Origin of the sequence: Bacillus kwashiorkori (assembly GCF_001375515.1) — a bacterium.
Taxonomy (GTDB): domain Bacteria; phylum Bacillota; class Bacilli; order Bacillales; family Caldibacillaceae; genus Bacillus_BK; species Bacillus_BK kwashiorkori.
In genome coordinates this window covers 502894-517565 of the sequence record NZ_CTDX01000015.1, presented here as the reverse complement: position 1 = coordinate 517565, position 14672 = coordinate 502894, and the positions used below count along the sequence as shown (strand labels likewise).

The following is a 14672-nucleotide window of genomic DNA, read 5'->3' as shown; positions in this document are numbered from 1 at the left end:
CCCCGTCATTCCAACGGTTAGAAGTCTTATGGCTTCATTTTTTAGATTTTTTCCTGCGTTAATATCTCGATTTATATATTTAATCAAGTATTTTCTTTGAATCCCTTAATATTATTTATTGAGTTGTATGTAACTTAATATACTAATCAAGTTACATACAACTATTTGATTTCTTTACTTCTTATTAACGTAAACATCCGTTGATACAATAATAAACTTTCTCCTATGAGCTGATTTAACAATTACTTGTCATAGGCTTTATGCCAATGATATGGTTGGATTTCCTTTAATGTTTTATATTCCAGTCTACCATCTTGGTTAGTTACAGCTGCTTTTACATTTTCTCCCCAATAAAACAGCCTTTCTTGACATACACCACAAGGCGTTAAAATTGTAAATTCAGAGTGTTCATCTTCTCTAACAACACAGATAGTATGAGTAACTTTTATATTAATTTTATGTGCCTCAAGAATTGCACCCGTTTCAATACATAATTCAGTTGAAGCATTGATAACTTCTGGTGCTATACTGGTTAAAATTTGACCATCCTCAGTGTACATAGCCGCAGCTCCACCCCAACCAGAAGGGTATCTCTTTTCTATCAAATCTATTGCTGATTGATAAAGTTTCTGTTCAATGTTCATTTTCATATCATCCCACTAACCTTTTAATTTGTATTTCATTTCTTGAATTTCGCCATTTTGTATTTCAATACGTTTCTTTAGCCACTCATTCTCTTTTGTAAGCTCTTCGATCTTTCGTACCAATCCCTGATTTATAACCTCTAATTGAGCTAATGTAGTATTTTGCCGTTTTTTTACTCTTGGAGACGCTGGTTTATCCCGATATTTTTTGATCTGTTCTGCTAACTCTGTATATTTATAAACTGTTACAGTAGACACTCCTGCCTTTTTTGCTACTGCGTTTATATTGACTTCTTTTTTCCCCTTTTTTAGAGATTCAAAAGCGGTCTTAATTTTATGCTCTGTTTCTGCCCTTTTTTGCTCTCTGTAACGATTTAATCCAGTCTGAGGGGGATTGTAGTTAGGCATTAATAACCGCCCCCAAATCGCTTAAAATTTCTTTTACACGTTCTGCTACACGTTTATGTCTTGCTGTTTCTCGATCCCAACCTCGTTGGTCCGCATCGTCTATTAATTGTAACTCAGTTTCATATTTTTGTTGTAAAAGGGGAATGTGTTCTTTGGTTGTAACATACTTCGGGCAAAAATAACATGCATCCGCAAAATCACACATTGGTTCTTTTGTATGATGGAAGCAGTGACCCATAATCAAATACGTTTTATGGAAATTAGCCTTTATCCAGTCAACTTCTTCTTGGTTTAAATCATTCTTTTTGAGGGCATCGGCATATTCTCCACCCGCAATATCTTTATTATTGCTTATAGACTTTTCATATTCATCTTTAACGGTCTCATCAAAAACAGTTGCGTATGTTAAACTCATTTCTGGTGATTCATGACCAAGCATTTTCATTATTGTTGGGAGGGAAGCACCTTTATTGGCCATTGTCGTCCCAATTGTATGTCTAAACTGGTGTGACGTATATTTTGCTTTACCTTCATCGGTAAGCAAATTTGCTGTTGTACAAGCTGTTTCTAAGCCTTCTTGAAATAGATAAGTAATTGAAATTCTTTGGTTTCTTCTCATAAACAAGTAATCTGTTATTTTCTTCGTTTTCCTATCAACTAAACCCTTTAGATTTCCTGTATTTTCTCGGAGTGTTAATAGTTCCTTAAAAGCTATTTCAGCTTCTTTGTTAATCGGAACCCATCTTGCACGATTTGTTTTTCCTATAGGGATTAGTAGTTTAGGAGTGCCATCAGAGTAATAATCTAAAGCATTCACTTCCAGTCGTTGAATTTCTTCTCGTCTTGCCCCTGTCCATCTTAAAATAATGATTGCGTTACGCTGATAAGGGCATTCTAATTTTTTTACTGCATCCATTAGTTTCTTTAAATCTTGTTCTGGAATATATCTTGGTAATGCCTTTGGGCGTTTTGGCAGGTCATAGTTAAACATTATTTTCCTCTGAGGAACATCTTTATAATCCCATGCCAAGGTCTCGTCAAAAAACACTTTTAACGAAGAAATATAGCCTACTAAAGCGTTGGCTGAATAAGGTTTTCCCCATTTATCAGAGCCATGTTCTTTAAGAAAGGACATATACTCCTCGACAATCTGTCGATTGACTTGTGATAAATTGTAAATTTCTGAATAATTACTTTCAAGCCAAGAAATAAATTTATGAATATGTATAAACTTATTTTGTATGGTCGAATCCTCTTTGAAATTTTTGCACTGTTTAAAATATCTTGTTACTGCATCCGCTATTTGCTGATGTTTTATGTGCTTTAAATCTCTATCAATCTTTTTAACTCTGGAATGTTCCTTTTTAGGTTCTTCATTTACAATTCCGAGAGAATATAGTAATAAATGCAAAATGTAACTGGAACCCGAAAATCTATCTCGGAGATTCTTATTTGAATATTTTTCTCCCCAAAATAGTTTGCGACCCTCACTATGACAATATTCAATTGCCTTAGCTTTGAAATATTTAATATCTTCGATTGTAATTTGAGAATAATGTTTCTTACCTGTATACATTAAGATACGATAAAAAGACCATATTAATGTACTACTTACTGCAAATTTACTGTACCCTAATCTCCGACCAACAACCTCCAATTCATTTATCCCATGATCAATATTTAATTGTTTAGACAGTGTGGAATATCCATCGGTACCACTAATTGAAAATAAATAATCATAATCCAATTTAACACCATTTAATGCTAAACAATATATATAAATCCTTGCTCTATAACATAAATTTCTTTCATGAGAATTGGATATACGAACTTTCATATCTTCTTTATACCAGTCTTCTAAGGCAGGATACGTCTTTTTAAAATTCCGATAAACGTACATCATGTTTTTTATTGATGTTTCACTACGGTTTGTATTAGCCAATATGTTTTCAAACACATCTTGTTTCAAATGCCCACTTTCCTCAAATACAGAATCATTCTGTTTCTGAATTAGTATCGATGACACGTTTATACTCCTCCTTAACTTGATTATCTGAAACTTTGGTATAAATCTGTGTAGACTGCGGTGAGGAGTGTCCTAACCTTTTCTGTAAACTAAGTAGACTCATTCCGCCTTCATACATTTTTGTCGCATGTGTATGCCGAAAGGCATGTAATGTTAGCTCTGTTCCTTTTCCTTCCACCTTTAAGCCTAATTTCTTGCAGTGATAATTAAAAATAGTATTAATTCCTTGATAGGAGAGAGGGAGTCCCTTTGTTTTTCCTTTTCCTGATAAAAAGATATATTCCGAATCACTGTCAGGTCGCTCATACAAAATATAATCATTTAAACAATTCAATGCTTCTTGTTCGTATAGTTGTACAACACGATCCTTGCTACTTTTTACCCTTGAACCATTAGGGTTATCTTCACGAAACCTTACGGTTATCTCACGCTTACGAAAATTAATGTCTTCAAAAGTGATACCTAAAATTTCTCCAATTCTTAATCCACCTTGTAAAGATAAAAGTAAAATAGCTTTATCACGATATGTTTTTAATGATTGTAAGATCAACTTCGTTTTATCGGTTGAAACTGGTCTCGGCAATTGCTTAGGGGCTTTAACTTTCAAGAATCTTGACTTTGCTTGGTTTCCTTTATTGACGAATGACAAAAACCCTTTGAAGCTATCAGTGATAGGACCAGTCTTATAATCTAAAACGTAGGGGAGGGGGTTGCCCTCATAGCCATCATCATTTAACATCACCCAATCATAAAATGATGAGATACATGCTAATATGCGGTTAATTGTACTTGCTGATAGCGTTCCTGTCTTTTTATGTCCTTTTGCAATATCTTGAATAGTGATCACATTACTTGGTTTCCCTCTTGCTGGCTTTTCTTTCAAATAACTAATGAAATCTACTAAATCCTTTGGTCTTATTTCCTTATGACTTTTTTGTATTACCTCTAAGTATTCAAAGTAATATCTCAAATCATATATATAGTTTTTCAAAGTATTAGGAGAATAGTTCTTTACCCTTAAATAAGCAATAAAATCCGATACAACTTTTACTTCTTGGAAATCATCCCCCACCAATATGTAGTTAATTACCTTTCCATCTTTATCCCGTACTTTCTCAACCCTCATGCTATATGTCCCCCTCCTTACTTCATTAACATTAATTATGTTATAAATCCTATATTATAAATAGTTATACTTACTTAATATATTAAATATATAATAATTTAACTATGCTAAAAAATAAGACTTACATACTTAATATATTAAACAAGTTTAACCCCTTATATTTACTGTTCTCCTTAACTATTAAAGTATTATCCTCTTATTACAAATATAACTCGATTATGATGGGTACGGCACTTTGGACATTCCCATTCACGCAGTCCGAGATTTTTAACGTCTTTGTGTTGATAGCCACAGCATGAACAAAGTTGACTGGATGGAAAGTTTTTTGCGACTGTTACGACTTGTTTTCCATACCATTTTGCTTTGTATTCAATCATCGTTTTGAACTGTGACCATGATACTTCGCTAATGGCTTTAGCAAGGTTATGATTTTTTAGCATATTACTGACAGACAAATCTTCCATCCCGATTATGTCGTGGTTTTTGACAATTTCAGTGGAGATTTTATCCAAGTGATCTTTTCTCGCATTTGTAATTTTTTCATGAATACGGGCGACTTTGATTTTTGCTTTATACCAGTTTGAACCACCTATAGTACGTCTACTCATGATACGTTGTGCTTTGGCTAACTTTTTTTCCAGTGAACGGAAGAATTTAGGATTCGAGTAAGTTGTGCCGTCTGATAGAATAGCAAAGTCTTTGAGTCCGACATCTATCCCAATAGCAGAGTTTGTTTTTGGAAGTTGAGAAACTTCAACTTCTGTTCCGATAGAGACAAAGTATTTGCCTGAAGGATTTCGTCTAATTGTTGCGTTTAAGATTTTTCCTTCCACTTCACGACTTTTAGCAAAGCGAACAAGACCGAGTTTTGGTAGCTTAACATAATTACCTTCAATAGCAATATTTCCGTTCGTGTGCTTTGTCGTGTAAGACTGGACAGGATTTTTCTTAGACTTGAAGCATGGATATTTATTCTGCTTTTTATAGTACCTGTCAAAAGAATCTGCTAGATTTTCAACAGATTTCTGCAAAGCAATACTATCGACTTCTTTCAGGAAGGTATACTGTTTCTTTAGGTTAGGAAGTTCTTTTACGGTTTGGTACTTGTTAAGGTATTCACCTTTCCAGTTATTCGATTGAAGCTGACCGTTTTGAACCATTTCCTCCACGATGTACCAGTAAGCATCTTTGTCTTTCTGTTTGCCTAAAAAGAAGTTGAATACGAACCTTGCACAACCAATCGTCTTATTAATTAGTTCAACTTGTTTTTTGTTTGGGTAGATTCTGAATTTATATGCTTTATTTACTAGCATTGATTTTCACCTCCTTAACTGTTATTATATACGTGAATACGTATTGTTACAAGGAGAATGATGCCAATGGCTAGAAAAAAATTTACTACCTCTTTAGACGAAAACATTATTCAACAACTTAAAATGCAAGCTGTTAAAGAAGGTACAGACGCAAGTAAGATTATTGAAAAATTAGTAGCAGAATATCTTAAAAAGCAAGCTTAGGCTAACGCCTACCGACATTCATCTCCCACTTACTCACTGGGCTACGCCCTTCTCGTTCCTTGAAGTGGGAGTCTTCTGTCGGAAATCCGATAAAAATACCGTGACTATTCACGAAGTCATTACAAGATTCTTCCGTTCTTTCCGCTTTAACAGTATTATTAACATAAAGAACTGAGAAAAATAACAGGAACATTAATAATTTTAAAAAATTACTTTTCGTAAACTATCCCCCTTTTATTATTTTATAAGAATACCCCCAATAACAGATAAATTCTTCATTAATTAAATAAATCCTTCTATATATTGAATTTTTTTATAAAAAAACTTAAGCGAAATAACTAATTAGATTAAAGATTATTGCATATCGCTCAGCTTTATTATTCCCTCCATATTTTTATTGCCTCATTAAGAGAAAATAAAAAGAACCGATTTCTAGTCAGATCAGCAGCAAAGCTTATCCATATAGAAACGATTCCTTTTATGATAGATATTTAATTATTTATTCAAAACCAGCTACAAAGTTAAAATATGTCTCACATCACAATAGTATTAAAACTCGTTAACGAAAGTTGCTAATGTACGCACCATTACACCAGTTGCACCTGCTGGGCATAAGTCAGTATTAGCTTTTACTACAGATGTTCCAGCAATATCGAGATGAACCCATGGTGTGTCTTCGGCAAACTCTCCGATAAAAGCTCCACCCATGATTGCATGCCCTTCTCTCGATGGTGAATTATTCAAATCAGCAATTTTGCTATTTCGAACTTTTTCCTTATCTTTTTCAGTAATCGGCAATTGCCAAATCATTTCATCTGTTTGTTTTGATGCAACGAAAACTTTCGTGTATAAATCTTCGTTATTCGTCATTGCCCCCGTTTTATCTGATCCTAGTGCAACGATAACCCCACCAGTAAGTGTAGCAACATCGATTAAATAGTTTGCCCCTAATTGTTTTGCATAAGTAACAGCATCTGCTAAAACAAGTCTGCCTTCTGCATCTGTATTGAGTACTTCAATAGTTTTACCACTCAACGAAGTGATGACATCATCGGGTTTAAACGCTTTGCCGCTAACCATATTATCTGTTGCAGGAATGACCGCCAATACATTTTGCTTTGGCTTCCTTTCTCCAATAATCTCCATTGCACCTAAAACAGCCGCAGCACCGCCCATATCTGTTTTCATGCCAACCATACCGTCACGTGGCTTTAATGAATATCCTCCAGTATCAAAGGTTATTCCTTTTCCAACTAAGCCAATAACATCTTTCCACTCTTGTTTCCCTTGGTATTTTAAAACAATCAATTTTGGTGGTTGATCGGAGCCTTGATTTACAGCTAAAAATGCCCCCATCCCTAATTTTTCACAATCAGCCTTTTCCAATATTTCAACTGCAAATCCGTATTTTTCTGCTAGACGAATTGCATAATTAGCCAAATCTGTTGCAGTTAAAAAATTAGCAGGTGTATTAACTAGCGTCCTTGCTGAATTAGTTGCTGTTCCATAAACGTAACCGCTATTTAAATCATCTTTTAAAGATTCTGGTGCAAGATCCGTATAGATAGTGATAGATTCTAATTTTGACTGTTCTTTTTTGTTTGTTTTATACCCATTAAATGTATAGGTGGACAAAGCTAACGCCTCAGCAAATATGTGCGCTAACCGTTTTGCATCGAAGTTTTCTGTAGCAAAACTATCTAAGTAGATTGCTCCAGTAGCAGCCTGCTTCGCCTTTAACGTTTTACAAGCTTTGCCAAACGCTTCTCGAATTAATTCCGTCGTTACATCTTGTTTTTTTCCTAATCCGACAAATAGCAACCTTTTTGGACCAGTCTTGTTAAACGTATGTATAATTGATACTTCCTTTTTTTGCGGGGAAATGTCACCAGTTGAGATGAAATCTTGAATATGACCTATCCAATCTGAATTCTCAAGTTCACTTCCGTTAAATGCTAATCCTTCGTCTTCAAAAAGTCCAACAATTAAAAACTCTTGCTCTTTCTTTAAATCAAGTTTATCTATGAAAAACATTTTTTCCACCTCCATCTTCTATTATAATGAAAGTGTAAAATTTTTTCGAATATATTTTCCTCTTTAATATAATATTTTGTGGAAAAACTAGAAAAAAACCTATTGAGTTACTGCACTCAATAGGCGGTCGTCAACTTATTCCTTTTCCTTAGAAATATATTGATTTCTAAATACTTGCATCGCTTTATTTTCATTTAGTTTCACGAGTTCTTCATTCGTTAATTTGCCTTTACCCATTTGTACGATATAAACTTTTACCTTTTTCTTTCCCCATTGACTATACACATCTTCAACCGTCTCAAAATAAAGATCGATTTTATTTCCTTTTATGGCTGATCCTTTATCGGCAACAACACCATAGCCGTAACCTGGGATAAAAAGAATTGTACCAATTGGGAACTTTGTTAAATCAGCAGCGATCGTTGAATATAAATCCCTTTTTACTTTTACACCAGAAAAAGTAATTCCATAGGATGGATGACCAGGATGTTTTCCCGTTGATTCATAACCAGCAGTATATCCGGTTGCAACTACTGTAGCGGTAGGATATAGCTTGTCCCAATTAATAGCCTCCTCTAAAGTTGGCGGTGTGCCTTCAATTGCTGTGCTTGATGAAATTTTTGTTTTCGGTGAGAAAACTTCCTTCAATGACTTAAAAGCAACCCCAACCGTTTTTAACGAATGTTGTAATGGGTTAGTAATCACATTGTCCCTATCATCAATATGATGATTTACATCAAATAATATTTGTGCATTTACCCCAGTAATTGACTGAAAAGTTGTCAAGAATGCAAGTAGAAACAAAATCGACATTACAGTTCTTTTAACCAATTTCTTTATCATTAAATTTCACTCCTCCCGAATCTATTTCTTTCCCAAATAGGTAATTTTTATTCACGGGAGGGTAAAATTTCCGATAATAAATTTAAATAATTTTAAATTTTACTCAATTTATTGATTTTATAGCAAAAAAAGAGGATTCTATGCTCGTTTATTGAACATAGTATCCTCATTTTAAATTCGACTTTTTACGATAAATGATTGTTAAAACATTCTGTACCCGCGTTTTCGTAAAGTTTTCATCGTTATTCCTGAAAGCACGGCGCCAATCAAACCACTAGATAAAATGATAATATCTGCCGGCTGCAAAGAGATAAAATTATTGACAACTTTAGAAAAAGTAGCACTTGGCTCTCGAAAATATTCAATAAATTTCACTTCATCCACGATAAAAATAACTACAAGCGGATAAACAATTGCCATTACCCACGTCATTCTCAACAACATATTTACAATGAAACCGATGCCAAAGAATAAAATAAAAAAAAGTAGCATCGAAATAATTACATGTACGATTGAAATCTCCATTTCCCCTATTCTCCCCTTATTCTGTCTCTAAACTTTTGTCTTAAATTAAGTTTAATGAATGAGAAATGGAGAGTCAAACAACTTTACTTACGATGAAGGAACTTAAACTCTTTAAACAAAAAAAGTTTCAATAAAACAGCAAAAAGGCCTGATTTCCCTTTCCAATAAATAACAGCAAAACGGACACCCGTTAATACTATAAATTGGAAGACTTGGTGAAATCAGTGCCCTCATGAACACTTCATGCAAAACAGTAGAATATAAGTGCGAATATTTGAGATTAAGAACTGTAAAGTTATTTATATAAATTTAATTTACCCTTTTTTAGTACTAGTGGAAGACCGCCAATTAAAAATAATGCGCGGTTGTCGACCATCTTTTTCATAAACGACGCTTTGTAACCAGTAACTTTTTTACCAAATACAACACCGATAGCATCGTCATCTCCTAAAGAACAAACAGTACCTTTATTATCAAAAACAAATTTTTCTAATTCCTCATTTGTACCACGCGTTAGTTTAGCTAAATTTTTCGCCACATTCTCCCCTTGTTGCATTGCAATTTGAGCTGTTGGTGGATATGGACGGTTGATTTCCTCATTAATCACTAGCGAGCTATCACCTATTATAAAGATATTATCACTGCCTGGTAAGCGTAAATATTCATCTACTTTAACGCGCCCACGCATTGCATCAAAACCTGATTTTTCAATAACAGCGTTTCCTCTCACACCAGCTGCCCATATAACTGTTCCTGCTTTGATCAACTCTGGTTCATTTTCACCTTTAGCAACTAATACTCCTTCAGGGGTACATTCTTTTATCGCGGTACCAATATGAAATTCCACGCCTTTTTTCTCTAGAAGCGCTGTTGCGTACTGCACTAGTTCAGGATCAAAACCAGGTAAAACCATTGGTGCTGCTTCCACACAATAGATTTTGACCTTTTTAGGGTCGATATCATATTCTTTACAAAGTTCCGGAACTCGATTGGTTAGCTCTCCTAAAAATTCAATTCCAGTAAAACCTGCACCGCCTACGACGATGGAAAGACAATCTTCATTTTTGTCTAGCTGAAAAGTTGCAAATTGGTAATCAATATGTTCACGAATTTGCCGTGCTGCATTTACGTTTGCAATGGCAAAGGCGTATTCTTTTAAACCTTTAATGCCGAATGTTTCTGATTCCCCACCTAATGCAACGACTAAGTAATCATAGGAAACTTCCCCGTTAGCTAAAACGACTTTCTTCTCTTCTTTTTTAATTTCCTCTACTGTATCTTGGATGAATTGAACTTTACTTTTGTTAATAACATCACTGATAGTATAACGAACACGATCATGATGCAATGTACCAGCAGAGGCTTCATGAAGCCATGTAGTTTCATAGTGATAATCGTGTTTGTTAATAAGAACGATGTCCGCTTCATTTACTCCGAGTAATTTTTGTAATCTTACTGTTGTCATTAGACCGCCATAACCAGCGCCAAGCACTACAATTTTTGGTTTGTTCATTTTTCCCCACCCTTTAACAATTGATGTAAGTTTCCCTTTTCGTAAACAAAAGTAGTAATGTAATAGCCTTTTCATACCGTCATTTACCGAAAAGAGTATTTTCTTAAAAATCTGTTTTGTGATTTTTTTCACGTTTGAAGTCAAAATATAGACCAAATTTCTTCACAAAATCTTAACAATTTACTTAAGTCTATCATATGACTTTTGCATTTTTTTTTCAAGAAGAAAGCGCTTTTATACTATCTTTTTCTATTAAAAAATAAAACTTATCATTTTTACTATAATTATAGTGGTTTTTTTGTTTAATAAGCATGTCTATTATGGAATATAATGAAATTATGATAAAATAATGAAAGCAAAATTTAATTGGAGGGATTCCTTTGAAGGAGGATAAACAGATTTATGATATAACAGTTATTGGTGGTGGTCCAACTGGACTATTCACTGCTTTCTACGGGGGATTAAGAAAAGCGACAGTCAAAATTATTGAAAGTCTTCCCCAATTAGGCGGTCAATTATCTGCGCTTTATCCGGAAAAATATATTTACGATGTTGCCGGCTTTCCGAAAATTCGCGCTCAAGAATTAGTTAATAATTTAAAAGAACAAATTAAATTATTTGAACCGACCATTTGCCTAGAGCAATCTGTGGAAAAACTAGAAAAAATGGAAGATAACGTGATAAAATTAACGACTGATCAGGAAATCCACTATACAAAAACGGTCATTATTACAGCTGGAAATGGGGCATTCCAACCTAGACGGCTAGAATTAGAAGAAGCTAGACAATATGAAGGGAAAAATCTACACTATTTTGTGGAAGATATGGAATATTTCAGAGATAAAAATGTCGTACTATTTGGTGGCGGTGACTCTGCAGTTGATTGGTCATTAATGTTAGAGCCAATCGCCAATCAAGTAACCATTGTTCACCGTCGAGAAAAATTCCGAGCCCATGAGCATAGTGTAGAAAAAATGCAAAATTCTACTGTAAATATAAAAACTCCTTATGTGCCGCAACAATTAATTGGTAACGGGAATCGAATTACCCAAGTTATTTTAAAAGAGGCAAAAGGAGATGCGGAATTAGCAATCGACGCAGACGAAGTCATTGTCAACTATGGGTTTGTTTCTTCTTTAGGCCCAATAAAAGACTGGGGATTAGAAATTCAGAAAAATTCCATCGTCGTTAATTCCAAAATGGAAACTACTATTCCAGGTGTGTATGCTGCCGGAGATATTTGTACATATGAAGGAAAAGTAAAGCTGATTGCTACTGGTTTTGGTGAAGGACCAATTGCGGTAAATAACGCAAAAACATATATCGATCCAAAAGCACGCGTTCAGCCGCTCCATTCAACATCTATGTTTGAAAATGAATAAAAAAAAGCGGGTGAGTGTCCCATATTTTTAATCGTATAATGCGGATAATATGGCACCTCTCCCGTTTTATTTTCCCCTAGTTAAAAAGGAAAACTTGTTAGCATTTTTCTGGCTGTCCAGTATCCCTTGCCGTCCGAAAAGATGCCCCACAACCACAAGAAGCTATCGCATTCGGATTATCAATCGTAAATCCTCCACCCATTAATGACTGCTTATAGTCAATATTCGTTCCTTGTAGTATCGGTGCACTAGTTTTATCAATTAACACTTTGATGCCGTGATGTTCAAACAGTAAATCATCCTCTGCCTTTTCATAATCTAATCCCATACCATAGGATAAGCCGGTGCAACCTCCACCTTTGACAGAAATACGAAGAAATGCATTTTGTTCATCATTTGCAGCCATCATGTCTTTAATTTGATATGCTGCCGCTTCCGTAATATTAACAACAGTTGCTGTCATCGTGAAAACTCCTCCTTTATTCAAAGTAATAGTTATTATTTCCATTATATATAGTATATAATATGTAAATATATTTGTTAAATAGACAGATTATCATCTACATATTGATAAATATTATCTAATAATTCTTTTACCGTTTCCCCTTTTATCATTTTACCATCAACGATTGCATAGAAACTCCTCTCACAAACAGTACAGCGTCTTAAACAATTATTCTCTTCTACATCAAAATCCTCTGCTAGCTTTTCCATTGCTAAATGGGACCCTCTTGCTAAATTATTCACACAAAACTTTATAATAGGGTTAAGCAATTGGCATCACTCCTTATGTTTGTCTTACCATTTTTTTCAAAATAGGTCAATGTAAAAAATTCTCCATCGCTCTACTCTGTCAAAAATCATTAACCTATTCTTATACGATATTGTTACACCGATTTTTTAGCGAAAGTCATCCCTTTAAATATAATCAAGTAGTCAAATAGATTATTAGTTTATTTTGATTTATGTCATATATATAGGGAAAATGGGCTTGACGGTTGTTATTTTCTTATAATTCCGATATAATTTTATTGAATAGTAAAGCTTATTAATGTAAGCGGATACGAAAGGGAAATATAATATTAGAAAAATAATTTTGAAGTTTAAATGACTAAAAGCTTACAAAGGGGATATTTTCATGAGAAAGCTAGTGATTCTTGGTGGCGGCTATGGTGGGATGAGAATATTACAAAAAATCCTTCCCAATTTACCTGACTCGGTGGAAGTAACACTTATAGATAAACTTCCATACCATTGTTTAAAAACAGAATATTATGCTCTAGCTGCTGGTACATTGTCTGATCAGCATGTGAGAGTGCCATTTCCAACCCACGAACGGCTTCATATTGTTTATGCTGAAGTTGTTAGCATTGCACTAGAGAAACAGCAAGTAATTTTAGCTGATGCAGAACCACTTACATATGATGATCTTGTTATCGGTCTTGGCTGTGAAGATAAGTACCACGATGTTCCAGGTGCAGCTGAATTCACCTATAGCATTCAATCAATTGAATCTTCTAGGAATACATTTCTTGCATTAAACAACTTACAAGCGCATAGTAAAGTCGCTATTGTTGGCGCTGGACTGAGTGGAGTAGAGTTGGCTAGTGAACTGCACGAAAGCAGACCTGATTTAGAGATCATGATTTTTGATCGGGGGAAAAATATATTATCTGCATTTCCAGAGAGGCTTAGTAACTATGTTGCGGAATGGTTTTATGAAAGAGATGTACAAATTATTAACCATGCAAATATAACTAAAGTAGATGAAGGAATTTTATTTAATAATAATGAGCCTGTCCAGTGCGATGCTATCGTATGGACTGCAGGTATTCAACCAAATAAAGTCGTACGTGAGCTAGATTTAGAAAAAGACCGACAAGGAAGACTTATGGTTACTCATTATCATCATTTACCAAATAATGAAAATATATATGTTGTAGGTGATTGTGCCAGTTCAGAACATGCACCAAGTGCCCAGCTTGCAGAAGCACAAGCTGAACAAGTGGCATTAGTCTTATTGAAGAAATGGAACGGAGAGGAACTCCCGGACAGATTGCCTAAAATAAAAATGAAAGGGATATTAGGGTCTCTCGGGAAAAAACACGGGTTTGGTCTCGTTGCGGAGAAACCAATTACAGGAAGAGTACCACGTTTATTAAAATCTGGGATTCTTTGGCTTTATAAATTTCACAATGGATGATAAGTGAAATTTTCCACAAATCAAAAAAATATCCTACATAGTCCAGATTTCCCTTTCAAATAATCAGCAGTTATGAAAGGATTATGCTGGACTTTCTGTAGGACTTTTTTTCTTAATTAGCCGCCTGATAACCGAATTTTTCCATTTCTTCATAAATCTTTTTCAATCGTGGATTTCCTTCCGCAATGATTTTATCCTCAACTAATACAACTGGATAAAAAATATCCTCCTCAATAATCTTTTGAGCAAAATTACGGTGCTCCATATTTTTAGGTGGATGATCAATATCCACATATGTTAAAGTAAACGGTTGATTAGGATATTTTCTTGTAATCGCCGCTTGCAACCATTCATATGTTTCTTTCGACGAAGGGAGATTTACACAACTAGCACAAATTCTTTCTGCTCCATAAACCGTTATCGTTACTTGCTTCTCCATGCCCATTTTCCT

General features: G+C 34.5%; 15 protein-coding genes. 3 read left to right on the top strand and 12 right to left on the bottom strand.

Going from position 1 to position 14672, the window contains the following annotated elements:
- Positions 1 to 242: 242 nt before the first annotated feature.
- The 5 genes from BN1242_RS09150 to tnpB form a co-directional block, all read right to left on the bottom strand.
- Positions 243 to 644, bottom strand: coding sequence for a cytidine deaminase (locus BN1242_RS09150; RefSeq protein ID WP_062354688.1), 402 nt, complete (start codon positions 642 to 644; stop codon positions 243 to 245).
- Positions 645 to 659: 15 nt separating this feature from the next.
- A complete protein-coding gene (locus tag BN1242_RS09145) occupies positions 660 to 1052 on the bottom strand; it encodes a DUF6262 family protein (protein WP_062354685.1) in 393 nt (130 codons plus the stop codon).
- Positions 1045 to 3078, bottom strand: coding sequence for a tyrosine-type recombinase/integrase (locus tag BN1242_RS09140; protein WP_062354682.1), 2034 nt, complete (start codon positions 3076 to 3078; stop codon positions 1045 to 1047). The genes BN1242_RS09145 and BN1242_RS09140 overlap by 8 nt, the downstream gene beginning before the upstream one ends.
- Positions 3047 to 4204, bottom strand: a complete 1158-nt coding sequence (locus BN1242_RS09135) for a tyrosine-type recombinase/integrase (protein WP_062354678.1) — start codon at positions 4202 to 4204, stop codon at positions 3047 to 3049. The genes BN1242_RS09140 and BN1242_RS09135 overlap by 32 nt, the downstream gene beginning before the upstream one ends.
- 188 nt (positions 4205 to 4392) lie before the next feature.
- Entirely contained in the window at positions 4393 to 5517 is a 1125-nt protein-coding gene (gene tnpB, locus BN1242_RS09130; RefSeq protein WP_062354675.1) for an IS200/IS605 family element RNA-guided endonuclease TnpB, read from the bottom strand.
- A 66-nt stretch (positions 5518 to 5583) separates the two neighbouring features.
- Here tnpB and BN1242_RS13725 point away from each other — a divergent pair, with 66 nt between their 5' ends.
- The gene (locus tag BN1242_RS13725) at positions 5584 to 5721 is read left to right on the top strand and encodes a hypothetical protein (RefSeq protein ID WP_203226048.1); all 138 of its coding nucleotides are present in this window, start codon (positions 5584 to 5586) and stop codon (positions 5719 to 5721) included.
- 549 nt (positions 5722 to 6270) lie between these two features.
- On the opposite strand, the gene BN1242_RS09120 is transcribed toward BN1242_RS13725, so the two are convergent.
- The 4 genes from BN1242_RS09120 to BN1242_RS09105 all read right to left on the bottom strand — a co-directional run bounded on the left by BN1242_RS09120 (position 6271) and on the right by BN1242_RS09105 (position 10636).
- Positions 6271 to 7755: a leucyl aminopeptidase gene (locus tag BN1242_RS09120; protein WP_062354669.1), complete on the bottom strand. Its 1485-nt coding sequence runs from the start codon at positions 7753 to 7755 to the stop codon at positions 6271 to 6273.
- A gap of 135 nt (positions 7756 to 7890) precedes the next feature.
- Positions 7891 to 8598: a 3D domain-containing protein gene (locus BN1242_RS09115; protein ID WP_062354665.1), complete on the bottom strand. Its 708-nt coding sequence runs from the start codon at positions 8596 to 8598 to the stop codon at positions 7891 to 7893.
- A gap of 201 nt (positions 8599 to 8799) precedes the next feature.
- The gene (locus tag BN1242_RS09110; protein WP_062354662.1) at positions 8800 to 9123 is read right to left on the bottom strand and encodes a YuiB family protein; all 324 of its coding nucleotides are present in this window, start codon (positions 9121 to 9123) and stop codon (positions 8800 to 8802) included.
- A 295-nt stretch (positions 9124 to 9418) separates the two neighbouring features.
- Entirely contained in the window at positions 9419 to 10636 is a 1218-nt protein-coding gene (locus tag BN1242_RS09105) for an NAD(P)/FAD-dependent oxidoreductase (RefSeq protein ID WP_062354660.1), read from the bottom strand.
- A 380-nt stretch (positions 10637 to 11016) separates the two neighbouring features.
- Between BN1242_RS09105 and BN1242_RS09100 the strand changes: the two genes are divergently transcribed.
- Entirely contained in the window at positions 11017 to 12018 is a 1002-nt protein-coding gene (locus BN1242_RS09100; protein WP_062354657.1) for an NAD(P)/FAD-dependent oxidoreductase, read from the top strand.
- A 97-nt stretch (positions 12019 to 12115) separates the two neighbouring features.
- Here BN1242_RS09100 and BN1242_RS09095 read toward each other — a convergent pair whose 3' ends face one another.
- Both BN1242_RS09095 and BN1242_RS09090 read right to left on the bottom strand, forming a co-directional pair.
- Positions 12116 to 12481 carry a HesB/IscA family protein gene (locus BN1242_RS09095; protein ID WP_062354653.1) on the bottom strand — a complete coding sequence of 122 codons (366 nt, stop codon included), beginning with the start codon at positions 12479 to 12481 and terminating at the stop codon, positions 12116 to 12118.
- A 77-nt stretch (positions 12482 to 12558) separates the two neighbouring features.
- Positions 12559 to 12792 carry a DUF1450 domain-containing protein gene (locus tag BN1242_RS09090; protein WP_062354650.1) on the bottom strand — a complete coding sequence of 78 codons (234 nt, stop codon included), beginning with the start codon at positions 12790 to 12792 and terminating at the stop codon, positions 12559 to 12561.
- A gap of 364 nt (positions 12793 to 13156) precedes the next feature.
- Here BN1242_RS09090 and BN1242_RS09085 point away from each other — a divergent pair, with 364 nt between their 5' ends.
- Positions 13157 to 14221, top strand: a complete 1065-nt coding sequence (locus BN1242_RS09085; RefSeq protein ID WP_062354647.1) for an NAD(P)/FAD-dependent oxidoreductase — start codon at positions 13157 to 13159, stop codon at positions 14219 to 14221.
- Between the two features lie 112 nt (positions 14222 to 14333).
- Here BN1242_RS09085 and BN1242_RS09080 read toward each other — a convergent pair whose 3' ends face one another.
- On the bottom strand, positions 14334 to 14660 hold the full coding sequence (locus BN1242_RS09080; RefSeq protein WP_062354644.1) for a YuzD family protein: 327 nt from the start codon (positions 14658 to 14660) through the stop codon (positions 14334 to 14336).
- Positions 14661 to 14672 lie beyond the last annotated feature (12 nt).